The sequence below is a fragment of the Lapidilactobacillus gannanensis genome (assembly GCF_003946675.1).
In the GTDB taxonomy this organism is placed as follows: Bacteria; Bacillota; Bacilli; order Lactobacillales; family Lactobacillaceae; genus Lapidilactobacillus; species Lapidilactobacillus gannanensis.
Map to the genome: position 1 here is coordinate 55208 of NZ_RHOT01000006.1, position 24609 is coordinate 79816.

The following is a 24609-nucleotide window of genomic DNA, read 5'->3' on the forward strand; positions in this document are numbered from 1 at the left end:
TCATTAATTAACCACGCCTTGATAAGGATTTGTGGGTAGCTGATTAAAATCCAAATCAGCTAGCTCTGCTAAAACTGTTGTGTAATACTCAGCACTGCGCGCAATCATTAAATTCAATTTAGCAGCCCTTTCAGCATATAACACAATGGGACGCTGCTGTTGGCTGACTTGGTTCATTGCGTACCAATAGCCCACTTCAAAAGCAGTGCCATCATCAGAGCCATTTGCGTTACTGGCAGAATCAGTGATGACAAGTAAGACATCTGCTTCTTTAAGTCCACGCAGATCATTTTCGAAAACAGCTTGTTGCCAGTCAGAACTCATCACAGGTAATTGACTGATAATCGGACTTTTTAAATCTTCATCCTTCGGGCTAAAAACTGCACTGATCGTGGGGTTTTTACTTAACGCCGCTTTGACAGCCTCTAAGCGCTGTAATTCAATTCCCGCTTGATCAAAAAAAGGACCGGCTAGATAAACTTTTGCCATAGTAATTACCTACTTTCACTTGAATCTACTTATTTTAAATTATCGGTAGCCCAATGATTAATGGGACCATACTTATGGCCGACCGCAATTGGTTGCGCAATCGCCTGATGAACAAATTTCTTGGCAATCCGAATAGCTGACGCGACATCTTGACCTTTACCGATTTCCGCAGTAATAACCGCCGATAAAGAGTCACCAGTGCCATTCACGCGATCAGTCTGAACAAACGGCTCTGCTAGCCAGAAATGCTCGCCAGTCGCCGTTAGCACATAATCACGAACCTCAGCTTGCTGATCTTGATCATGGCGCCCCTTGATCAAAACATTTTGAGCACCCATCGCCTGTAACTTTTCCGCAGCCGCCATAATTTCCGCATCATTAGCCAGTGACAACCCTGTTAACTTCTGCGCTTCAAAAAAATTAGGCGTGATGACAGTAGCCAACGGAATTAAACGCGCCTTAAAGGTTTCATATGCTGCTGCTTCCAGTAACAAATTACCATGTTTGGTAATAATCACCGGATCAACCACTAATGGGCCAAAATCATACTTTTGATAACAATCAGCAACAGTATTAATCACGTCACTATCAGCTAACATACCTGTTTTAGCCGCACGAATGTCAAAATCACGCGCTAAAGTAGCAAATTGCTGGGCAATAAAGTCCACAGGCATAATTTGGGCCGCATCAATCCCATAAGAGTTCCCGGCAACCGCTGCCGTCAACAATCCCATCCCATAAACACCACGTTGGAAAAAGCTGTGTAAGTCAGCAGGCATCCCCGCGCTGCCGTCAGAATCATTACCAGCGATTGTCACTACCTGAATTGTTTGATTAGTCGTCATAGTTTGCTTCGTCATCTTTCAAAATCTCCCTCATTTTTACATCATCCTGAAACCTATATTATCGAATTTGTGTCGCGCTGCCGGGACTATTGTAATAACTCAGCAGTGGAAAATGTATCACTAAAGTCGTTCCTTGACCCACTTTAGAAGTTGCTGATATTTGATGGCCCAATTTATCGGCCAATTGTTTGGCTAAATAAAGTCCCAATCCCGTCGCGTGAGTATCAGCGTGACGGCCATTCTCGCCAGTAAATCCCTTATCAAAAATCCGACCTAAATCAGCTTCTGGAATCCCCACACCACTATCTTTGATCAAAAGGTTTAACCCATCACGTTGGGACACAACCTCAATCGTAATTGTTCCTTGAGCAGGTGTGTATTTCAAACTATTTGATAGTAACTGTTCCAGAATAAAACTCAGCCACTTGCGGTCAGTTAAAACAGTATAATCCAAATTATGTTGCACTAACTGAATTCGTTTATTAATGAAGTAATTCATATTATCTCGAACAACCGGATTAATAATATCTTTTAAGGAATATTCCTGAATCAAATAGTCATTAGCAAAACTGCTTAACCGCGAATAATACAGCACTTTTTCAACATAATGATTCATCCGCGTCACTTCGTCAGTTAACTGCAGATACTTCTCTTCACTGATTTGATCTTCAACACTATCAGTAATTAGCTTTAATGCAGCTAAAGGGACCTTAATATCATGAACCCAACTATCGACAAACTCGCGCTGATCATTTTGTTCATTGATCAAGCTATTTAAAATCTGCTGATGAGTATCTAAGAGCGTTTGCGAATACTGTGCCACCAATTGTTCATCATTAGACTGGGGATTATCTAGTGGATAATTTAAAATATTATCAGCATCCTTTATTTTACTGGTTAATTGCTGATACCAATTGCGCCGGCTCCAGTAAAGAATAAAGAGAAATATCGCTAAAAAAACGACCAGTAATAAATCTAAATATAATAAATTAGCTAATGCCACAGAATTGGATGGATCTAACCAAATAACTAAATTCAGCAAAATCAATCCCATTAGCCAAAACAGGATCTGTAGCAAGTGATCTTTCAAAAATTTAAAGAATGTCATCCTTACGCCACCCACTTATGGTAACAAGTAGCCTTGGCCAACTTTAGTTACAATATAATTTTTTAAACCAGCTTTTTCAATTTTACGACGGAGACGATTGACATTAACTGTCAGCGTGTTGTCGTCAACAAACCGTTCGTCTTCCCATAACTCCCGCAAGAGACGATCGCGAGAAATGATTTTGCCGTGCTGCCGCATCATAAACTGCAATAATTTATACTCATTTTTCGATAATGCAATCTCTTGGCCGTTGATTTGTGCATCGCCATTTTGCAAATTAAGCTTCAACCCATTATGCTCCAAGAAGTTCGCATTTGAATCTTGATAATTATAAGTTCGCCGCAACAAGGCATTGATTTTGGCCAATAAAACTTCCATTGAAAAAGGTTTATTCACAAAATCATCGGCTCCCATATTCATGGCCATCACCATATCCATGTTGGTATTGCGTGAGGAAATAAAAATAATCGGTGTTTGCGATGTTTCACGAATTTTTTTATTCCAGTAAAAGCCATCAAAAACTGGCAAGTTGATATCCATCAAAACCAAATCCGGCTTTTCATGGACAAATTCAGTCATTACTTGCTCAAAGTGCTGAATAACATAAGCTTTGAGGTTCCATTTTTCAATATTTTCCGCAATTAATTTAGCAATTGTTTGGTCGTCTTCGACAATCATAATTTTAAACATGGAAAAACCTCCAAGGTTCATTTTCTTTCTTTCATGTTAAAGGTTTTGCGTTAAAAAAACAATCAGTCCAGTGGCACTGCTTGCGAAACCACCACCAAAAATAGTCTGACTGCCAAGCACGCCTAATTTAAACCCACAACATCAACGTGTTAGTTAACTATGGCACCGCATATTCATTAGCGGCCGTAAAAAAACTGTCTGGCAATCTCTCTAGATAAACTCAGAGACTGTCAGACAGTTAATTAGGATTATTGAGCAATTTTTATGACAAAATAACCTGACTTCATTGCCATGGCGTTAACCCTCAGTGACTAACCGACCTTGGCCAGATGCTGATTTTAATTGTGCTGATCAACGAATAAGTTTATCCCAAAGCACAACTTGACCTTGGGTTAATGACTGTTGTACGTCAATAATCCGTTGATTACTACTGCCACGAAACTGCAACGTCAAATCTTTTTTAGCCAGCAGAAAACGACCATCCACTAAAATATCAATTTTGCTTAGCAGCTCTTTTTTGTCAGCTGTTTCTTGCTGTAATTCTTCCCAAGTATAGCCAGTCCAAGACCAAATATCCTTTGTATTGCCAAAACGTTCATGCATAGCATCAACTAACTGTAAGCAAACCTGCGTATTAACAAACGGTTCGCCACCTAACAAGGTCAAGCCTTGCACATAGCTTTGACTCAAATCAGTTAAGATCTGTTCTTGCAATTCAGCTGTATAAGGTTGGCCATAGTGGAAATTCTGGGCCGCCACATTATAGCAACCTGGACAAGCAAACTTACAACCAGAAACATAGAGACTGCAACGAACTCCTTCACCGTCAACAAAGTTAAATGGTTTATAATCGGCAACGTATTGTAAGCTTAAATCTTGGGACTGCCATTCCTGTGGCGCCGGTTTTTTCGGTAATGGCTGCACGTTAATCTTCATCATGTGCACCTTCCCGTGGCTGATTGGCAACTTGATTATTGCTAAAACTTAAATGTTTCACCCGCGAGATAATTTCTTCATGCCGGCCATGAACCATTGGTCGCTGATTAGGATTACCTAAGTAGCCACAAGTGCGCTTGACAACATCACAGCTAGCAGGATCAGCATTCCCACACTGAGGACACTTAAAGCCCTTAGCAGTTGGTACAAACTCGCCTTTAAAACCACACTTAAAACATTGATCGATTGGTGTATTGGTGCCAAGATAGCCAATTCGATCATAGGCAAAATCCCAAACTGCTTCAAGCGCCTTGGGATTTTGTTTTAAATTAGGATATTCGCAATAATGGATAAACCCACCAGCAGTATATTTGGGATAATCCTTCTCGAAATCAAGCTTTTCAAAAGGAGTCGGATTTTTACGAACATCGTAATGGAAACTATTTGTATAGTACTCTTTATCAGTAATATCCTTAACCTTACCAAATTTCTTTGTATCCAAGCGACAGAAACGATCGGTTAAGCTTTCTGAAGGTGTGGAATAAACGCTAAAATGATAACCCGACTCTTGCTCCCAAGTTAGGCAATGGTCATGGAGACTTTTCAGAACTTTGATTGTGAACGCTTTTGCTTCAGGATTGTGTTCCCAAGCTGGACCATAGAAAACGGTACCGACTTCATAAAGACCAATGTAACCTAATGACACAGTGGCACGACTATTTTTAAATAATTCGTCAACATCATCATTTTTACCCAAACGCTTGCCAAAAGCACCATATTGATAAAGGATCGGTGCATTATAAGGATGAGCCTGTTTTGCGCGATTAACTTTAAATAACAGTGCCTCATGACAAATATCTAGCCTTTGCTCCAGAATATCCCAGAACTTAGCTTGATCATCTTTCGTTTCTAAAGCAATTCGTGGCAAATTCAACGTCACTACGCCTAAATTCATTCGCCCTGAATTTACTTCACGGCCCTGCTCATCACGCCAACCTTGCAAGAAACTACGACAGCCCATTGGTGCTTTAAACGAACCTGTTAATTCAACAATCTTGTCATAACTCAAAACGTCAGGATACATTCGCTTAGTGGCGCATTCAATGGCTAATTGTTTCACATCATAGTTAGGGTCATCAGGATTAAGATTCAAACCCCGTTTGATTGTAAAAACTAATTTAGGAAAAATCGCTGTCCGCTGCTCTTTGCCCAAACCTAAAATTCGGATTTTTAAAATTGATTTTTGGATTTCGCGTTCGATCCAACTGGTACCCAAACCAAAGCCAAGGGTCGTAAATGGTGTTTGACCTTGCGATGAGTATAAAGTATTGATTTCATATTCCAACGCCTGCATGGCATCATAAATATCTTTTTTAGTCCGTTTATAAGCATATTCCCGCCGCCGCTCTGGTTCGTCGATCCATTCTGCAGCTTCAGATTGATGTTTTTGATAATTCTTTTCGGCAAATGGTGCCAACAATTGATCAACCCGATCGGCAGAACAACCACCATATTGACTTGAAGCAACATTGGCAATTATTTGAGCCATTTGAGCGGTTGCCGTCTGAATTGAATGTGGTGGTTCAACTTCAGCATTGCCAATTTTGAAACCATGGGTCAACATTTCTTTAAAATCGATCAAACAGCAATTCGTCATCGGACTATATGGTTGATAATCCAAATCATGCCAATGAATTTCCCCCTTCAAGTGGGCATTAGCCACTTGTGGTGGTAACATTTTTAACCCAATCGCTTTGGCGACAGTTCCTGAAGTCAAATCACGCTGTGTATTAAAGACTTGACTATCTTTATTGGCATTTTCATTGACAACGGTTGCATCACGATTCAACAATTTCTTAATTGTAAAATTAATATCAGTTGCCTGGCTACGAGCAAAATCACGCTGTGTTCGATAATTGATATATTCTTCGGCGATTTCATAAAGGTGGTGATCTAATAAAGTCTGTTCCACAATACTTTGAATCTCATAGATTTTCACATCTTGCGCGAAACGTTGACTGATTTCGGCCACAACATCATCAACGACCCCTTGAACCGCTAAACTAATATCGAAACCATCATCAGTAGCACAATGATTGGCTGCTTTAGTAATTGCTTGGATAATTTTATCTGGTTCAAAGCTCATCACCCGACCGTCACGTTTGATCACGCGCATCGTTGCGAGTTTTAATTCAGTTGGTGTTTTTAATTGGTCCATCCTCGTCACTCCATTCAATTCCTATGTACTATATTCTACCGAATTAAAAAAGATTAGCAACAATACCTAGTACACAAGAGAATAAATTTCGTATAAAAATACCAGATATAGTAGTCAGTCGTTTTCGGTGTCAACTCACTTTAGACCACTTATACACAAGGTGAAATCTATCAAGAAGAATATTTACAAAATTTTTTATCAATTGCACCAACCTAGAATAATCCGACAGCAACAAATAACGCAAAAATGAGACTGCGAGATAAATTATTTTATCGAAAATAATAATGAGTTTTAACTGTTGACGCACGTCTTAAAAAGATAGCTGATTCCGTTTAAAGAAAAAAAGGAGTCGGAGACCTAAGTCTATTTTCCAAAAAAATAATACGAACTTTCATTGCCAAAACGTGTTTTCAAAAGACAACCGGTTTCGCTTAACGCAAAATTGCCACACAATTCTAACGAATTGTGTGGCAATTTACGTTAATGATTGCTGGCTAACCGCCGCTTGCTACGCTCTGTAGTGGATCAGAGACCAACAATTAAGCTTGACGAGAATCACCCCAGAAGAATAAAGCGACTGTTCCTGGACCAGTATGACTACCAATTGTTGTCCCGACGTGATTGATTTCAACAGGACCAGCAAGTTTCGTAAACCGTTCCTCTACCAAATCAGCGACAGCTCTGGCGTCCTCATAACAATCGGCATTTGAAATATAACAGCGACCACTATAATCCAAACCGCCTTCAGCATGTTCAGCCATCCGATCAACAATCTTCTTAATAACTCGCTTTTTACCGCGAATCTTTTCCCGAGGAATCAGTTTACCATTTTCATCCATATTTAATAGTGGACAAATGCCTAATAAGGAGCCGACAAAACCAGCCGTTTTAGAAATACGACCACCTTTAATATAATATTCTAACGTTGTTGAGAAGAACCAATGATTCATTTCTAATTTGTGAGTTTCAATCCAATTATGCAAACTATCAAGGTCCATTCCAGCAGCTTTTTTCTCGGCTAAGGTGTTCATGATCAAGCCGTAACCTGATGAAGCGCCCAAGGAATCGACAATATAAATTTTACGTTCAGGGAACCGCTCTGCTAAAATGCCCTTAGCAATATTAGCAGAATTAATGACGCCGGAAAGTCCAGAAGATAGGGAAACATGAAGAATATCCTGACCTGCCTCCAAAAACGGTGTAAAATAATCGACAAACTCCTCAACATTAACCTGAGAAGTTGCTGTAGTAGCACCATTGGCCATGGCCCCATAGAAATCTTTGAAGGAAATTGATTGCCCAAAGTCATCCAAATACTGCTTGCCATCCAATGAAAAATGGAAACAAACGTAATGAATATCCATTTTTTCAAAATGTTCTGCGCTTAAATCAGCAGTGGAACAACAACTTAAAATATAATCTTGCATAATAACCTCCAGAAATAACTAACAATTTGACAGATAATATAATACGCGTTAAAATCATACCATTTATGTGAAAGCGAAACAATTGACATTATTAAGAATTAGTTAGTTACCTATACAGAAATAGTGAAGTGTATAATTATGGCTGAAGATAAACGAATTCGTAAAACCAAGCGCTACTTGAAACAAGCCCTGATCGAAATTTTGACCGAAAAACCTTTCGAACAAATTACTGTCACCGAATTATGTCAGCACTCTGATATTAGCCGGATAACTTTTTACGCCCATTACAATGATAAATTCGCTTTAGTTGACGAAATGTTTGCTGAAATGTTGACTAGTGCCACTCAAGACTATCGCCAGCGTCAGCAAGCAAATAATCCTACCAACGAAACGATTCAAACTTTCTGTAATTTATTGGATTGTATTTTAAATCTTTATAATGAGAATATGTCATTGCTTTCAGACACAACTATCGATAAAAATCCTTATTTGTATTATATGTTTTATAGTTACATCGTTCGTAATGTTGAGCAAGTTATCATGCACCGGCATCAGATCATTAAACCCAAATACTCTATCAAACAAGTAAGTGGCTTTATTTGTAATAGTCTGTGGGCCTTTATGAGTGAAGCCCAAGCTGCAGATATTAGTAGCGAAGTTGTCCGCCGCGATGCTAAGACTGTGCTAACGGGCATTCTTAAAGCTAATATTGTGATTGAAAACCAACCAGCACCAACATCAGCCAATAGCCATAACTAAATTCGTGGATGATCATTTTTTGGCTAGCTCAGATCCTGAACAAAAGCGTCTGTACATAGAAATCAAATCAGAAAACAAGCATAGCCAGTGTGGCAATCTCTTTGAGAAAATCAGAGAGTACCACACTGGCTATGTTATTTACGCTAACTATTTTTTTCGGTTGTTAAAACTTTATTCAACTTTCATATTCAAACATGAACTCACACACCTACAACTGATTGGTTCTACTTGCCAGCTGCGTCATCCTAACTAACTCATTCGTTTTAAGTGTAGCGTCATGGCGTTCAATGCAACCACGACTGTCGACAGTGACATGATAACTGCACCTACTGCTGGCTGTAAAATAATACCAGCACCAGCTAGGACGCCGGCAGCCAATGGAATTGTAATAATATTGTAGCCAGCACCCCACCAGAGATTCTCGATCATCTTGCGGTTAGTGGCCCGAGCTAGATTAAGGAAGTTTAAAATATCGGCTGGATCACTGTGAACTAAAATCACATCTGCCGCATCGATTGCCACGTCAGTACCAGCACCAATGGCAACGCCAATATCAGCACGAACTAATGCAGGCGCATCATTGACGCCATCCCCAACCATCATGACATGGCGACCTTGTTCTTGATACTCATGAACAACTTTTTCTTTATCTTCTGGTAATAATTGCGCCCGATATTCAGTGACACCTAAGCTGGCAGCGACTTTAGCTGCAGTGGCCTGATTATCACCAGTTAACATCACCGGCGTAATATTCATTTTATTAAGGGCAGCAATGAAGTCCTTAGCAGAAGGCTTAATTTGATCACCGGCACCAAAGATAGCCATAATCGTTTGATCTTTCAGTAAATAACTCACACTGTTACCTTGACTTGCTAGCTGGTCAAATTCAGTCTGATCAAACGAAATTTGCTGATTTTGTAAATAATCGGCAGTAACAATAGCATAAGTTTGCCCAGAAATTTGGCCAGTTAAGCCGACACCCTTAATTGTCTGAACTGCAGTTGCTGCTGGGATTGATAAATGCTGTTGTTTGGCAGCAGCTAACACACCAGTGGCAATGGGATGACTACTATGTTGTTCTAGCGCTGCCACTAAAGTAAGGGCTGCTTGATCAGTTAAATCCGTTTGATAACTATGAATTTCATTTAAAGTGAATTTACCTTCAGTTAAAGTACCAGTTTTATCCATAAAAACATGGGTAATTGTTTTGGCATTTTCAATGGCTTGACGTTCTTGAATCAAGAGACCGTTAGCCGCCGCAATTGAAGTACTACGTGCGACAACTAATGGTACTGCTAAGCCTAAAGCGTGGGGACAGGCAATGACTAAAACGGTCACCATTCTTTCCAGCGCCATCGCAAAATCAGCATTGATCCACCAAAAAATCAAAGCGCCAATCCCAAAAATCAAAGCCAAGTAAAAGAGCCAGCCAGCCACGCGATCGGCAATTGTCTCCGTTCGTGACTTATCATTTTGAGCATGGCCAATTAATTTCATTACTTGTGCTAAATAGCCGCTTTCGCCAGTCCCAGTAACCTTAATTGTCAGCACGCCATCACCATTAGTTGAACCACCGATCACTTGGTCAGCTACTTTTTTAGTGATTGCACGTGATTCACCAGTCACCAAAGACTCATTCACTTGACTGCTACCGGCAATGATTTTACCGTCAGCAGGAATGGCTTCGCCACCGCGAACGATCAATAGATCGTCAACTTTAATTGCTGATAAAGGCCGATCGACTGTTTTACCATTGGCTTGCTGAACGTGAGCCTCACCAGGAAGCAACTGAGCCATTTTTTGGAGTGCACTACCAGCATTAGTAATCGCATTCATTTCCAGCCAATGACCTAACAACATAATTAAAATCAACGTTGCCAATTCCATGAAGAAATCCATGACTTGCTGATTATGCAAGAAAGTCCGTTGAACGAAAGTGTACAGACTATAAAAATATGCTACCGAAGTACCTAAAGCAATCAAGGTCATCATGGCAGGCTTACGCTCTTTTAATTCATAGTAAGCACCATTAAGAAACGGCCAACCACCGTAGAAAAACAACACGCTAGCAGCTACTAACACCAGCCAATTAGATCCTGGAAATGCCGGTAAAATTGTCCGATCTAACCCCATCAGTGTTGAAAATAATAGCACGGGAATTGCAACAATTACAGAAATCCAAAACTTCTTCTTCAGATTTCCCATATGCATCATGTGCCCACCATGCATCATCATATCGCCAGACATGGTATCATCATGGTCCATTTGACTGTGATCCATCCCTGACATTTGTTCATGATCCATATTAGTCGGCATTTCAGCTGACGTCATCTTTGATGAATCATGCGCTTCATTTTGCTTGGTCATGTTGACATCCCCCATCATCTTCCATTTGACAATCAGTTAAACAATCACATGCTACCTTAACCGGTGCTGTTGATGCTTTCTCTGCAATTACTGTACTTAATGATGCTAAATCGGCCTGACTTAATTGATGCTGCTTGACTAGTCTAATTAAAGTTGGCCCAATATGCATCGCACATAGATTACCAAACAACCGGTCGACTTGTAAATTAATACCCTCTTGTTCTGACAAAGTCGCTAGATACTTAAAAGGACGACTGGTTCCTTCACGCTTCAAGAACCCCTTTTCCTCGAGGCGTCGAATTAAAGTTTTAATAGTTGATTCCTGCCAAGCCATCTTCTCACTTAATGATGCGATCAATTGATGACTAGTTGCGCCTGATAAGGTCCAAACGATTCGCATGACTTCCCATTCAGATGCCGTAATTTCATGATTATTATTTTTTGTTTGTGTCATATTACCCGACTCCTTTGCTTTCATGAGTAAAGTTTACATTTGTAAATTAATTTTGTCAATTGCTTTGCCTGATTTTTAATGACATTTGTAAACTTTAGCTAGAAAATGAACTTCTTGTTAAAATCACTTGTTCGATCAAAGTTGCTCCCTAGTTAGATGACGGCAGGGATCCAGCGATTTATCTGTCTGAAACATAAATTGTGCCAAGACTTCCCCAATTTGGGTTGGTGGTGGCTGGGCGATTAAGCGGGCGTGGAATGCGGTCAGACGCCTTTCTGCTTTGACACCTTCACTAACCTTTTTTAACTTACGAAAGTACAACACAAAAAAGTGCTAAGAGAAAAAATCTCTTAGCACTTTTATGGTTTATTCAACTATTTAACGTTGTCTTTAACTAATTTGATGTTATCATCATTAGTCAATGATTCAGTGACAGCTTTTTCAGCAAGCTTAGCCATTTCCTTAGTATCTAGACGCTTCATCAAAGAACGAACTTTCAAAACAGAAGTAGCGCTCATTGAGAACTCATCAAGACCTAAGCCAACTAATAACGGTACCATGATTGGATCACCAGCGGCCTCGCCACACATACCAGCCCACTTACCTTCTTTATGCGCTGATTCGATCACGTGCTTAACCAAACGCAAAATTGAAGGATTATATGGTTGGTACAAGTAAGAAACATGCTCATTACCACGATCAGCAGCCATGGAGTATTGAATCAAATCGTTCGTACCAATACTGAAGAAGTCAACTTCTTTAGCAAATTGGTCAGCTAAAACTGCAGCAGCTGGAATTTCGATCATAATCCCAACTTCAAACTTGCCAACTTTAACGCCCGCAGCAACTAGTTTTTCTTCTTCTTCAAGAAGAATCGCTTTAGCCTGACGGAATTCTTGTAAAGTTGCAATCATTGGAAACATAATCCGTAAATGACCAAAAGCTGAAGCCCGTAACAATGCCCGCAACTGAGTCCGGAAAATATCTTGACGATCCAAGCTAATCCGAATTGCCCGGTAACCTAAGAACGGATTCATTTCTTCTGGTAATGGCAAATATGGTAAATGCTTGTCACCACCAATATCCATGGTCCGAACGACGACAGGTTTGCCGTTCATACCTTCAATAACAGCCTTATATGCTTCAAACTGGTCATCTTCCGTTGGCAATTCAGCCGAATCCATGTACAAGAATTCAGTCCGATACAAGCCAATTGCTTCAGCGCCATTGTCTAACACACCAGTTAAATCTTTTGGTGTCCCAATATTAGCAGCTAATTCAAAATGCTTGCCATCAGCTGTGACGGTTGCTTCGTTACGAAGCTTAGCCCATTCAGCTTTTTGCGCAGCATATTCTTTAGCCAAACTCTGATATTTTTCAACATCAGCAGTCGTTGGGTCAACCACGATATCACCGGTATTGCCATCGACAATAACCTTTTGACCTTCTTTAATATCTTTTGTAACAGTATCTGTACCAACAATTGCGGGAATTTCCAGCGAACGAGCCATAATAGCTGAGTGCGCAGTCCGACCGCCAATATCAGTCACAAATGCTTTAACATACTTCTTATTCAACTGAGCAGTGTCGCTCGGCGTCAAATCATGTGCCACAATAATAACTTCTTCATTGATTAAGGCAGGATTTGGCAACGTAACCCCTAACAAGTGGGCCATAATCCGCTTGGTAACATCGCGTACATCAGCAGCCCGTTCTTGCATATAAGGGTTATCTGTCATTGCCTCAAACATTTTAATGAAGTTTGTCGACACTTCGTCCAATGCTGACTCAGCATTGACCTTTTCTTCTTCGATCTTTTGCTTGACGGCACCAGTGAATTCAGGGTCTGCCAAAATCATCATATGTGCATCAAAAACTTGGGCTTCTTCCTCACCCAAGCTTTTGGCAGCAATATCACGAATTTGTTGTAACTCGGAATTAGATTTGTCGATGGCGTTCTGCAAACGATCAGTTTCTTTGTTTACATCATCAACAGCAGACTTTGAGAATGACAGATCAGGTTGAACAAGGAGATAGGCTTTAGCAATTGCAACACCATCACTAGCCGCAATCCCTTTCAAGGTCTTAGTCATTAGTCGCAAAGTCCTTCTTTCTTCATTGTTTCTTGGATAGCATTGATAGCATCAGCTTCATCGGAGCCTTCTGCGGAGATTGTCACATCAGCGCCTTGGCCAACACCAAGTGACATAACACCCATGATTGATTTCAAGTTAACTGACTTGCCTTTGTATTCAAGGTTGATGTCAGAGTTGAACTTGCTTGCTGTTTGAACTAAAAGTGTTGCTGGACGAGCATGAATACCAGTTTCAGCAATAATGTGAAAATCGCGTTTTTCCATGATAATGAACTCCTTTTTAATTAAAAAATTTTGGTTGAATCATATCAGACTCAACTGCTAAACAGTATATAAAACACCTACTGTTTGCTTCAAGTTAAATGCTACCATTTTTTGCCACAGACTACAAGAATTTTCGTATAATCAAACGGCGAAATTCTGCTTTATCACTGATGGTTACCGCTTACATTGAAGTGATAGATAATCGTGCCATTTCGCTGGGCATTACCGATAATTTCCTTCCGTTGTGGTAGATCCTGCCAGATGTCACGAAAGGCCATGAAATCAGCTGGTGGCACGGAAAGTTGGTCAATTTTACCAGCGATTAAATCGGCAATAAGTTGATGATAATCCAAAGCCATTTCTTTGCCCCTTTACTAATAAAAAAGTTAAAATAGGAATTAATCCAGTAGGTCCTTGTTCAACCTGCTGATTAAAGTTTAAAAAAATTTGTTCAAAATTACAAGTCTTAGCACTTGCCATGATAGAGTGCTAAAGCTATAATGATGGCACAAGGTCAAAAAAGGTCAAACTTTTAGACCCGTTGGTTTGTCGATGAAACACATCCAGAAAGGTGTGATTATTTAATGCTCTGTCAGAACTGTCATAAGAATGAAGCAACGATCCATCTCTATGCGACTGTTAATCGTCAGCGTCGTGAGATTGATCTTTGTCAGAATTGTTATCAACAGCTTAAAAATCAAGTTGGACAAGGAAGTGAGTCAACAATGGCCCAAGATCCCTTTGGTTTCTCGAGTCTCGATGACATTTTTAATGCCATGGGACAACAACCTAACAATGATGCTGCTTTTCAACAGCAGCGTGCGCAACAAGCACAACCAGGCCAAGACGGCCGTGGTGGGCGCCGCGGTAATGGTGTCTTAGCTCAATTCGGCGTTAATTTAACTGATCAGGCCCGTCAAGGTAAAATCGATCCAGTTATTGGTCGTGATAATGAAATCGCCCGCGTGATCGAAATCTTAAATCGGCGGACGAAGAATAACCCCGTTTTAATTGGGGAAGCTGGTGTTGGTAAAACAGCCGTTGTTGAAGGCCTCGCACAAAAGATCGTTAACGGCGATGTGCCTGCTAAATTACAAAATAAGGAAATCATCCGTTTAGATGTGGTTTCTTTAGTGCAAGGTACAGGCGTTCGTGGTCAGTTTGAACAACGAATGCAACAAATGATTCAAGAATTACAAAAGAATCCTAACATTATCCTCTTCATTGATGAAATTCATGAAATCGTCGGCGCTGGTAACGCTGAAGGTGGCATGGACGCCGGTAATGTGTTAAAGCCAGCCTTGGCTCGTGGTGAACTCCAATTAGTTGGGGCGACAACACTTAATGAATACCGGACTATTGAGAAGGATTCTGCATTAGCACGGCGGCTTCAACCAGTTACCGTCAATGAACCATCAGTTGCCGAAACCGTTAAAATTTTACATGGGTTACAATCACGGTATGAGGATTATCATCATGTTCATTACTCTGATGCCGCAATCAAAGCAGCTGTCACCCTATCGGCCCGTTATATTCAAGACCGCTTCTTACCAGATAAGGCCATTGACCTGTTAGACGAATCCGGTTCTAAGAAGAACTTAACTTTAAACGACATTGATCCCAAAGTCTTAGATGAAAAAGTTCAATCTGCTGAAACTCAAAAGCAAGAAGCTTTGCAACAAGAAGATTATGAACGCGCGGCTTATTTCCGTGACCAAATCGAAAAGTTACAAAAGATGAAGTCAAATCAAAGCAGCGGATCTGGTGATCGACCAGAAATCACTGAAAAAGATATGGAAAAAATCGTCGAAGAGAAAACACATATTCCAGTCGGCGAATTAAGAGCTCAAGAACAAGCACAGTTAAAGAACTTATCAGATGACTTGGAAGCCAAAGTTATTGGTCAAGACCAAGCCGTTGATAAAGTAGCACGAGCTATTCGGCGGAATCGGATTGGTTTCAATAAGTCCGGTCGTCCAATTGGTTCCTTCCTCTTTGTTGGGCCAACTGGTGTTGGTAAAACTGAGTTAGCTAAGCAATTGGCCTTAGAACTCTTTGGTTCTGAAGATGCGATGATTCGCTTTGACATGAGTGAATACATGGAGAAACACAGTGTGTCTAAGTTGATTGGTTCGCCTCCTGGTTATGTTGGTTATGAAGAAGCTGGTCAATTAACTGAAAAAGTTCGGCGGAATCCTTACAGTTTGGTCTTATTAGACGAAATTGAAAAGGCCCATCCTGATGTGATGCATATGTTCTTACAAATCCTTGATGACGGTCGTTTGACTGACTCTCAAGGTCGGACCGTTTCCTTTAAGGATACCATTATTATCATGACCTCTAATGCCGGCCAAGGTGACATTGAAGCTAATGTTGGTTTTGGTGCAGCAGCTTCTGGTGAGACGCATTCAGTTGTTGATAAATTAACTGAATTCTTCAAGCCAGAATTCTTGAACCGATTTGATGATATTGTTGAGTTTAATTCCCTTTCTAAGGAAAACTTAATGAAAATCGTTGATTTGATGATTGTCGATACCAACAAGATGATTGCTGATAAGGGCTTATCAATTCACGTCACTGAGCCAGTTAAGGAAAAGTTAGTCGATTTAGGTTACAATCCAGCTATGGGTGCCCGGCCATTACGCCGAGTTATTCAGGAGCAAATTGAAGATCGTGTTGCTGATTATTATTTAGATCATCCTAAGACCAAGGAATTGGAAGCTCGGATGGACAATGATCAGATTAAAATCACTGAGGCCCGTCATGATGACGAAGCCAAAGCAACCACGACTAAACCAAATTCGACCGATAACTAAACTTGTAAAAGCGGCTGCGGGTTACAAAGATTTGTTAGTTTTGACGAAGTTATGGAAAAGAGTCTGGGACACAAGTCTATTTTCAAAAAAATAATACGAACTTTCGTTGCTGAAACGTGTTATCAAAAGGCAACCGGTTCCGCTTAACGCAAAAATGTCGAGCAATTCTAACGAATTGTTCGGCATTTTTCGTTAATGCTCACTGGCTGACCGACTTTTGTCAGACGCTCTTTTTTGTTAAGCGGAACCAGTTGTCTTTTGAGCACACATCTCCGTGACCAAAGTTCGGCCTTATTTTGTCTAAATAAGTTATAACTCTGATTTCTTGGTATTTTTGGTGATTGTTAAATAATAGCTGTCACCTTTTGCAAAGACGTCTGAACAACCATCCTGATTAAAAAAGCAACGACACTATCACATTTTTTGGTTTGCATTTAGAAGAATGATGAACAGCATTTTCGCTTTCTTGAATACCGGCCCAAATTTTTAGAAAATTTGGAATAATCATACGTATTTATTGTTAAAACGAATGTTTTTATTCTATAATTAAAGCAGTATATTTGCTCTTTGAACAATGAATTGGAGGGATTAGATGCGTCTTTTTGATATTACCAACAGCTACCGCAACCTAGTTCACAGTCAACTAGAAGGTACCGACGCAGAATTAGTGAAGGTATATTCACTTGGCAATGTAACTGTGGTTTACACGAAAGCACCAACCCATCAAGAAATTCTGATGAAAAACGAACACCGTGATATTACCAACGAAGAAATTGAATTCGTGATCGACACATTGATTACACCAAAGCCAGAGAAACCAGAAATTATCAAGGGGAATCATTTAGCCGAGATTTCAATTTCCAATGTCTAGGCATCAATTAGTTTACAAAGGAGGCTTGGTGTGATGTCCGAACAAAATATCACGCCAGCGTCCTCTTCAGCGACTAACTTGCCTCAAGCTATTACTGGTGCTGTGACGCGGCAACAACATAAAGATATTCCTGTTACGGTACACTATTTAAACAGTCTAAACCAAGAATTGCACCCTGAAATAACAATTTGGGGTGCTTTTGGTGCACCCTTGTCAATTCCCTGGCGGACCATTCCCGGCTACCTACTTTATAATATTCGCAATTTTCAACGAACTTTTCTTTTAAATTCAGAAGGAATTGATTTAATTTATACCAAACAACTTGCCGCACCAGTAATGGTTTATCATGAAGATGAAAATGGTCAATTATTGGTACCACCGGTCTTCGTTCGTGGCGATTTAAATCGGCATTATCAAATCCAGCCATTAGCAACGTACCTAAACAATTTCATTGGGGCTGATCAAGGTACCCAGGGAACTTTTAGCCAAGAAGTGCAACAATTACACTTTCACTATCGCCTTAACCAGAATCAGCAACCTTTCGCATTTGGTCGAGATAATGCCCTTAAAATGCGCGTTGCTAAAACAGCTTATCAAGCCCCTGATGAAACTGCAGCCCTTGATTGGCAATTGCCGGCCAATTCCACATGGCAAATTTTTAAAACGATTAAGCAGGCTGATAATCACGCAGTTTGGTTTAATCTGGGCGGCAATCTGTGGGTCAATAGTTTGAATACCCAGTTACTGAGCTTGACACCTACAGAAACGACCATGACCCAAGCGCCAAAACCACCCTTGTCCTTAGCGACAGCCTTTAAGGTCAGCCAAGTCGACCATCAAGCACATCAAGCAAAAATCAAAGCCAGCCCTTACTTTCCGATTTCGCAATGGACCCAGCCTTATGGGCAAATTGTGGAACAACGCTTAAAAAATGGTACTTTAGTCATGTGCACGCAAATTCTAACTTTAGAGAATGGCAGTGAGTGGGCTCAGCTTGATCAAGGCTACTTTGTCGAAATTAAATATTTAGATTTTTTAGATTAAAGCAAAAGACCAACTCATTGGCTTAATAAAGTCAGAGTTGGTCTTTTTTGTTAACTAAAGTATTGAATAAAATCTAAGGCATCAAAGGCAAAATAACACAGCCAACTGACTCAAGAACATAATCATTTGTTATAAGTCTTGTACAACTGGACGACCTCTTCTTGAACCAATTGTTGGACCCTTTAAGGAAATATTTCTGCTTCATCATGGTTTTAACAACTTCCATAAATAGTTTAGGGGTAAATTGTGGTAGCGGTTCAAATTCAACCGCTTCTTTACCACCATAGATACTGTCACCAACAATCTCACCAATTCCAGAATCTAGGGTAAGAACCACTTGGACTCACTAAGAATAACAATGATTATTCATCATTACCTTTTAATCGCCGGTTGTTTGCTCTGATATTGTTGAGTTCGCCTTTTCAAGAAGTGGCACAGTAACATTGGCTTCAGCTTTGAATTTTTTGCGAAAAATATCAAGGCCAAAACTAGTCTTTAGCGCCGGTCCCGGTAAAATCTGGAAGGAACGCGCACCATCATCGGATCGTTGTGCCCGCATAAAGACAGGTTTCAGATCAGTTGCCTGCTTGAGTAATTGCGTATATTCATATTGATGACTGACACTAAAAACTGTTGCTTGCCGTGCCAGTAAACCCTTCGTGACTTCAAAATTAATTGTTGAACCTTCGTGCTCATTAGTTGAAGAGAACGATTCATTCATTAGGATTAAATCATGGGGCCCTAGCTGTTGAACGATCGTCGCCATTCGCTTCAACTCATCATCCAACTTACCACTGGCGATAGCAGTATCCTCTTCACGCTTAAAGTGAGTCCAAACATTGGTGTATCCAGGCAACGTCAATTGCGTGGCACAGACAAACATCCCAGCATTAGCCATCAACGCCGCCTGACCTAACGCCCGTAAAAAGGTCGTTTTTCCCCCTTGATTGGCGCCAGTAATAACCAAACAAGGCGCCAATTCTATGTCGAGATCATTGCCAATCACTTGACAAATCTGCTGACTTAATAACAACACCACATTCTTGATACCTTGACCACTGACCTTCGGCGTCATCGTGGGGTAACAAAATTGGTTGGCTAAGGGTTGGGCTAGCTGCGTCATCCCAACTAGCCACGCCGTCTGGGCTCGTAATTCATTGAAAAAAGCTTTGAGGATATGAAAAACAGTCATGATTGATTGGGCACTTTTGAAACTGGCACGATTGCCCAGCCGTACCACAGCCTGAGAACCATTGTCATCGCGGGGATTAATTTCAAAAGTTACTTTACGCGTACCTAGTCGTAATTTCTCCGTTAAACGATCAACGAAATGATTAACATGCTGAATTTCACGCTCGCCAACTGCAGTACTGAAATTCGCCTCCAAGTGGCCCTCAACCCCATAAAAATGATTATTATTTAGATCATTTAGTAATTGCAGCATTGCCGCCATTTGCCCATTACCAAAAATATTATTTAGTCGTTGTTGAAACTGCTGAACTGCTGGTGACAATGTGGTCGTTGTTTTGGCGGCGGCGATAATTTTCTGAATGCCACCTAAATAAATCTTGGTTAAACTCACCGAACTTGATAAGGAATAAGTCGCAGCTTCCTCATCAATAATCCATAAGCGGTGGCGCACCTCATAATCGATCTCACCACAGATTTGATAAATTTGTTTGAAATAATCTGGTTCTTGCAGTGCGTATTGTAACGTTGCCTGACGATAAGCAATTTCTGGTTGCGAAGTTAATGGCTCAAAAAAACTCTTCGTCATCATTTTGGCAATAAAATCATCATCCTGACTGGCAGCATCAACTAACGGCTGCAATTCCAAATCCTGGTAAGTTGCCCGTTGCAATTCACTTAACTGCCAATCAGTTGCCCACTGATTTCTTTGATCTAATAAGTCAACTTTCATTTGTTTCACCTGCTTTAATTTGTGCGGCCGTTAAATGATATGCCTGCAACAATGAGACCGCATAAGCCCGACCATTAGGCGCTGTGCGGATAACCTTGAAACTGCGGGTCGTTGAATTTGGCACCACTTGACTCATCATGGACGCGGTTGCTGGCAAGGTATTTAATTGCTCTAAGAAAGTCACGTAAATACCATGGGCACCTCGTTGTTCAAGAATCAATAGCACTTTTTTGGCCATTTCTTCGGCGTCCTCAACTGTTGTCGACGAGAAAAGTTCGTTCATAATCACAAAACTATCGGGACCGCTAGCTTGGGCAATCTGCCAAATCCGATCCACATCTGCCGCTAGTAACCCAGTTAAAAGCCGCTCATTCTCTTGGCGTTCGAAATGTGTCCAAACCTGTTGCCGCAAATGTAAAGTGGCCTGCTGACCAGGAATCGGCACCCCTAAAGTAAATAAATAATAATTCTCCCCGACCATCCGCGCGTAAGTCGTTTTGCCACCTTGATTGGGGCCAGAAATAATTAAGAATTGTTCATTAGCTTTGAGCAGATAATCATTAGTAACAATTTGCTGATGATTTTTAGCTGCCAGGGTCAAATCAAAACTAGCCGTTACTTGTTCATCCTGACCAGTTGCTGCCAAATCAGGATAACAAAAAGTCGTCTGCTGGGTCTTGGCAACGTGCTGTTCAACTTTAATGACAGCTAAATAAAAGTTCAATTCATTCGCAACTTGATCAATCGTCGCGTCGGCATAGCCAATGTATTGCTCATAAAAGTCGCGTAAATCATGAAATTCTTTGGGAAAAACTTGACCCAAGGCCCGTAAAATCATGGCCTGCAAGTTACTAAGATCCGATTCACCTTCAGGCTTTTTAATTTTGCCATGATTAATTTCGGGATCATCAGTGGCTAATAAACTAGCAAAGGTTGTTGTAATGGCATCATCTAGCCCTGATTCAAAACCAGTCGTCTCTTCAACCGTAATCTTCAGACCATCAACAATTAGGCGGTAATGTAACTGCTGCAAAGTGCCAAAAATGCGGTCAATTTCAGCTTGTAAATGCGTCACTTCGGCAGCTTGTAAGTAATGATTGAGATAATCCGCCAAATCTAACAGTGCCTGACTCTTAACCGAATTGTTTTGTAGCGTACGTTGCAAATCATGTAGCGCGGCAAAATTTCTTTTCTGGATAATCAATAATTCATACCATTTCACTTCGTTATCGTGAATTGAAGCAATCTCAGTAATAAAATCATCGTGACATCGAAATTGCCGCTCAAATTGCAGGATTTTTGTTAAGCAAGCAACGTCAGCCAAATCTCGGAAAACGTTCTGTCGATATTTAATCGCCGACCAGTCCGTTAACGGCTGATAGAAATACGTCTTAATCGACTGACGAGTGGCCGCTTGAAAGATATCAAATAGCTGATCCAAATGTAAATCTTGATAAGTAGCCGCAAATTTCTACTTGGTATTTGCCGTCGCCTGCTCGCGGTTTAAAATACTTTTGAACATTGCCCAGCCCCCTTTAGTCAATTCAGTTAGTGTCTGTCAAGATATTGCAAGACCGATCTATTTCTCGGTAATAAAAAATGACCTCTGCAACCAGCCCAAGAAAATTCTTAGGTCACTGCAGACGTCATTAAACAAAGGCACTGTTATTAATTAGGTGAACGTCATCACCATTTCATTTATTAACCTTAATATACCACGCTTCACTATCTAGACCAAATATTTCGATTAGTTTGCTAGTCGACTTTTTATTTCTAAAATAATTGTAATTTATGGCTTGCTCTGGGATGCGTTTCATACTTTATACTGTGGTCAAGTTACAACATGTGCTTGGGGTAGCAGCTGGCTATGGCCAAAAGTTCGTCACGCCTCACACTCTATTATTAGGAGGTTTTTAAATGAACACGGTGATTGAAATGACTGATCAATTTGGGTTGGATTACTATTATGTGACCGTCACTTTTACGGCTGATGCTTTGGTATTGCAGAATCCCGCTAGTAATTTGCGACAACTAAACTGCCGACTCCCAATGGACGAACTCGTCGAAGAGCCGGTTAGTCCCCAATTTTGGACTACCAAATACAGCTTAAGCTATGATAAAATTTTATATACCTTTGTGGATTATGGCACGGGTGTGATTCCGTATTTAAAGCAATATCTACGCCAGCACACCCAACAATTAGGCCATAATTAGGAAATAATGATTTGAGATTAGGATGACAAATAAAAGATGACTCAAAAATTAATCGCTTTTGATTTAGATGGCACTTTATTAGATGATCAGAAACATCCGCTGCCCAGCACGCTGACAGCATTGCGCCAACTTGAACAACAAGGTCACTTATTGACCATTGCCACTGGGCGGACATTATTATACATTGAAGATATTCTTGCGGAAACCCAACTTAAGAACTACATTGTTTGTAATGGTTCGGCAGCTTTTGTTGACGGTCAACAACTTGTTAAAGAAAATTTGAATCCACAGGTACTCGAACATTTGATTACTCAGGCCCGCGCCTTGAAAATTGATTTGGCGGTCCTGACCCTCCACGAAATTAAGCGACTCACTAATTTTGCTCCAGAACAAATGACCAAGGCAATGACTTCTTTTGGTAAAGCCTTGCCTGACTTTGACGCCCACTTTGCCGAACAACATGAAATTTATCAGGCTTTAGCCTTTTTTGACGCCAGCATGGACGCAACTTTTACCGCTGAATTTCCGGCCTTCAAATTCGTTCGTTGGCATCCTTACTGTGTCGATGTGATTCCTCGTGCTGGTTCCAAAGCCGAAACCATTATGGCGGTGGCCAAGCACGAAGGTATTGCCGCAGCGGACACGATTGCTTTCGGTGATGCTCTGAATGATTTGGAAATGATTCAAGACGCTGGTGTTGGCGTGGCCATGGGCAATGCCTCACCACAAATCAAACAAGTGGCCGATTTAGTCACCGCTGATAATGAGCATGACGGTATTTATCAAGCACTCCAACAGTTAGATTTAATTTAAACTGGTCATAACGTAAGCGAGGCAAAATTCATGGTAACTATTCGAGAAATTGCTCAAAAAACCGGCTATTCAACTTCGACGATTTCACGAGTTTTAAATCATCATCCCTATGTTAGCGCTGAGAAAAAAGCCAAAATTCTCCAAGTGATGGCCGATTTAGATTACCGACCTAATCAACTCGCGCAAAATCTAAGCCGCGGCGCCAGTCACAACATTGGCGTGATTATTCCCTATGCGAATAACCCTTTTTTTGAGAAAATGACAAACGGTATTATGGCACGAGCTTTTGAATTCGGTTATAAAGTGACCTTGTTACCGACTAACTACAACAAACAGGTGGAATTGACCTATTTAGAGGAATTTTCTGCGAAAGCCTATGATGGGCTGATTATTACTTCCAAGTCGAATCCGCTCAAAACAATTCTTACCTATGAAAAATACGGACCACTAATTTTCTGTGAGTATGTGCCTGAGCCCAAAATTCCTTGTGCTTATTTGGACCGGGCCGCAGCTTTGACCCAGGCCTTCCGCTATTTTCGTGACCATCACTGTCAGCAAATTGGCATTACCGTTGGTCGCAATGAACAAATTAGCCCCAGCACTGAACTAACTCTAAAAATTGCCCAACAGGAACTACCTGATTTCAAAATCGCCAATGTCCGCCGTAATTGCACCACGGAACAAGACGGTCAGCAGGCGGCCCAGTATTTTCAACAACAGCCACAAATCGATGGTATTCTAACCAATGGTGATGAAATCGCCGCCGGTATTATTGCAGGTTACCACCATCAAAAGCGACCATTGATCGTGAGTCAAGATAACTTACTAATTGGTAAATTTTTGCATTTCTCATCAATTGATCAGCATCCCGAACGCTGTGGTCAACAAGCCTTTGATTTATTTAAACAAGGCCGCCAAGACAAAATCATGATTCCTCACGAATTTATTGAACGAGGCTAGTTTCGCGGTGAGTGATAAAATTAGCTGTAATTATCCATCGCACCACCACCGAGAAATGATTGTCAGTTTAAGACCAATAAAAATATTAAAGATGGCATGCACTTTACCAATGATTCCGACAAGGCACTCAATTATTGGAATCAGGTCGCACCCATGAAAGATTTTGAAAAAAAGCTTTAAAAGTTCACCGTTAATTTGAACTTAGCTTTAAAAGTTGAGCAGCTCAGCAGCTATTTTTTACTAGGGTCCGTCTGAAAACTACTTAAGTAAGATGCAAATTGAGGCAATGTAGACCGTAGCCAGATAAACATGAGCGAG

The 24609-nt window shown here is 40.7% G+C and carries 21 protein-coding genes, 1 pseudogene and 1 riboswitch; of the genes and pseudogenes, 7 read left to right on the plus strand and 15 right to left on the minus strand.

The window, feature by feature from the left end:
* Nucleotides 1-3: 3 nt before the first annotated feature.
* From EKM81_RS03005 to EKM81_RS03035, 7 genes are all read right to left on the minus strand, one after another.
* Nucleotides 4-489 carry a nucleoside 2-deoxyribosyltransferase gene (locus EKM81_RS03005; RefSeq protein WP_125648231.1) on the minus strand — a complete coding sequence of 162 codons (486 nt, stop codon included), beginning with the start codon at nucleotides 487-489 and terminating at the stop codon, nucleotides 4-6.
* Between the two features lie 29 nt (nucleotides 490-518).
* Nucleotides 519-1334, minus strand: coding sequence for a bifunctional hydroxymethylpyrimidine kinase/phosphomethylpyrimidine kinase (thiD, locus tag EKM81_RS03010; RefSeq protein ID WP_125648302.1), 816 nt, complete (start codon nucleotides 1332-1334; stop codon nucleotides 519-521).
* Nucleotides 1335-1392: 58 nt separating this feature from the next.
* Nucleotides 1393-2442, minus strand: a complete 1050-nt coding sequence (locus EKM81_RS03015; RefSeq protein ID WP_125648234.1) for a sensor histidine kinase — start codon at nucleotides 2440-2442, stop codon at nucleotides 1393-1395.
* A 15-nt stretch (nucleotides 2443-2457) separates the two neighbouring features.
* Nucleotides 2458-3132, minus strand: coding sequence for a response regulator transcription factor (locus EKM81_RS03020; RefSeq protein ID WP_125648237.1), 675 nt, complete (start codon nucleotides 3130-3132; stop codon nucleotides 2458-2460).
* 351 nt (nucleotides 3133-3483) lie between these two features.
* Nucleotides 3484-4071 carry an anaerobic ribonucleoside-triphosphate reductase activating protein gene (nrdG, locus tag EKM81_RS03025; RefSeq protein WP_125648240.1) on the minus strand — a complete coding sequence of 196 codons (588 nt, stop codon included), beginning with the start codon at nucleotides 4069-4071 and terminating at the stop codon, nucleotides 3484-3486.
* On the minus strand, nucleotides 4058-6286 hold the full coding sequence (nrdD, locus tag EKM81_RS03030) for an anaerobic ribonucleoside-triphosphate reductase (protein ID WP_125648243.1): 2229 nt from the start codon (nucleotides 6284-6286) through the stop codon (nucleotides 4058-4060). Before nrdD ends, nrdG begins: the two co-directional genes overlap by 14 nt.
* A gap of 539 nt (nucleotides 6287-6825) precedes the next feature.
* Entirely contained in the window at nucleotides 6826-7713 is an 888-nt protein-coding gene (locus tag EKM81_RS03035; RefSeq protein WP_125648246.1) for a DegV family protein, read from the minus strand.
* A 138-nt stretch (nucleotides 7714-7851) separates the two neighbouring features.
* Between EKM81_RS03035 and EKM81_RS03040 the strand changes: the two genes are divergently transcribed.
* Nucleotides 7852-8472 (plus strand): TetR/AcrR family transcriptional regulator, encoded by a 621-nt coding sequence (locus EKM81_RS03040; RefSeq protein ID WP_125648249.1) that lies wholly within the window; start codon nucleotides 7852-7854, stop codon nucleotides 8470-8472.
* Nucleotides 8473-8721: 249 nt separating this feature from the next.
* Here EKM81_RS03040 and EKM81_RS03045 read toward each other — a convergent pair whose 3' ends face one another.
* The 5 genes from EKM81_RS03045 to EKM81_RS03065 form a co-directional block, all read right to left on the minus strand.
* Complete coding sequence (locus EKM81_RS03045; RefSeq protein WP_125648252.1) at nucleotides 8722-10857, minus strand: heavy metal translocating P-type ATPase; 2136 nt, start codon at nucleotides 10855-10857, stop codon at nucleotides 8722-8724.
* A complete protein-coding gene (locus EKM81_RS03050; RefSeq protein WP_125648255.1) occupies nucleotides 10823-11293 on the minus strand; it encodes a CopY/TcrY family copper transport repressor in 471 nt (156 codons plus the stop codon). The genes EKM81_RS03045 and EKM81_RS03050 overlap by 35 nt, the downstream gene beginning before the upstream one ends.
* A 374-nt stretch (nucleotides 11294-11667) precedes the next feature.
* Nucleotides 11668-13386, minus strand: a complete 1719-nt coding sequence (gene ptsP, locus EKM81_RS03055; protein ID WP_125648258.1) for a phosphoenolpyruvate--protein phosphotransferase — start codon at nucleotides 13384-13386, stop codon at nucleotides 11668-11670.
* Nucleotides 13386-13652: a phosphocarrier protein HPr gene (locus EKM81_RS03060; protein ID WP_125648261.1), complete on the minus strand. Its 267-nt coding sequence runs from the start codon at nucleotides 13650-13652 to the stop codon at nucleotides 13386-13388. The genes ptsP and EKM81_RS03060 overlap by 1 nt, the downstream gene beginning before the upstream one ends.
* A gap of 164 nt (nucleotides 13653-13816) precedes the next feature.
* Nucleotides 13817-14011 carry a hypothetical protein gene (locus EKM81_RS03065; RefSeq protein WP_125648264.1) on the minus strand — a complete coding sequence of 65 codons (195 nt, stop codon included), beginning with the start codon at nucleotides 14009-14011 and terminating at the stop codon, nucleotides 13817-13819.
* A 225-nt stretch (nucleotides 14012-14236) separates the two neighbouring features.
* On the opposite strand from EKM81_RS03065, the gene EKM81_RS03070 reads away from it, so the two are divergent.
* The 3 genes from EKM81_RS03070 (at nucleotide 14237) to EKM81_RS03080 (ending at nucleotide 18383) form a co-directional block, all read left to right on the plus strand.
* Nucleotides 14237-16468, plus strand: coding sequence for an ATP-dependent Clp protease ATP-binding subunit (locus tag EKM81_RS03070; RefSeq protein ID WP_125648267.1), 2232 nt, complete (start codon nucleotides 14237-14239; stop codon nucleotides 16466-16468).
* Nucleotides 16469-17060: 592 nt separating this feature from the next.
* Nucleotides 17061-17339, plus strand: coding sequence for a DUF1827 family protein (locus EKM81_RS03075; RefSeq protein ID WP_125648270.1), 279 nt, complete (start codon nucleotides 17061-17063; stop codon nucleotides 17337-17339).
* 33 nt (nucleotides 17340-17372) lie between these two features.
* Entirely contained in the window at nucleotides 17373-18383 is a 1011-nt protein-coding gene (locus EKM81_RS03080; protein ID WP_125648273.1) for a MucBP domain-containing protein, read from the plus strand.
* Nucleotides 18384-18483: 100 nt separating this feature from the next.
* Here EKM81_RS03080 and EKM81_RS11315 read toward each other — a convergent pair.
* The 3 genes and pseudogenes from EKM81_RS11315 to EKM81_RS03090 all read right to left on the minus strand — a co-directional run.
* Nucleotides 18484-18684: pseudogene (locus tag EKM81_RS11315) on the minus strand (peptide chain release factor 3); the annotation flags it as partial.
* A gap of 78 nt (nucleotides 18685-18762) precedes the next feature.
* On the minus strand, nucleotides 18763-20304 hold the full coding sequence (locus EKM81_RS03085) for a MutS-related protein (RefSeq protein WP_125648276.1): 1542 nt from the start codon (nucleotides 20302-20304) through the stop codon (nucleotides 18763-18765).
* Nucleotides 20294-21745: a MutS-related protein gene (locus tag EKM81_RS03090; RefSeq protein ID WP_125648279.1), complete on the minus strand. Its 1452-nt coding sequence runs from the start codon at nucleotides 21743-21745 to the stop codon at nucleotides 20294-20296. The genes EKM81_RS03085 and EKM81_RS03090 overlap by 11 nt, the downstream gene beginning before the upstream one ends.
* A 192-nt stretch (nucleotides 21746-21937) precedes the next feature.
* A riboswitch (Fluoride riboswitch) is annotated at nucleotides 21938-22004 on the minus strand.
* Nucleotides 22005-22221: 217 nt separating this feature from the next.
* Between EKM81_RS03090 and EKM81_RS03095 the strand changes: the two genes are divergently transcribed.
* The 3 genes from EKM81_RS03095 to EKM81_RS03105 are packed head-to-tail and all read left to right on the plus strand — an operon-like array spanning nucleotide 22222 to nucleotide 24291.
* Nucleotides 22222-22518 carry a hypothetical protein gene (locus tag EKM81_RS03095; protein WP_125648282.1) on the plus strand — a complete coding sequence of 99 codons (297 nt, stop codon included), beginning with the start codon at nucleotides 22222-22224 and terminating at the stop codon, nucleotides 22516-22518.
* 36 nt (nucleotides 22519-22554) lie between these two features.
* Nucleotides 22555-23331: a Cof-type HAD-IIB family hydrolase gene (locus EKM81_RS03100; RefSeq protein ID WP_125648285.1), complete on the plus strand. Its 777-nt coding sequence runs from the start codon at nucleotides 22555-22557 to the stop codon at nucleotides 23329-23331.
* A gap of 30 nt (nucleotides 23332-23361) precedes the next feature.
* Entirely contained in the window at nucleotides 23362-24291 is a 930-nt protein-coding gene (locus EKM81_RS03105; protein WP_125648288.1) for a LacI family DNA-binding transcriptional regulator, read from the plus strand.
* Nucleotides 24292-24609: the final 318 nt, after the last annotated feature.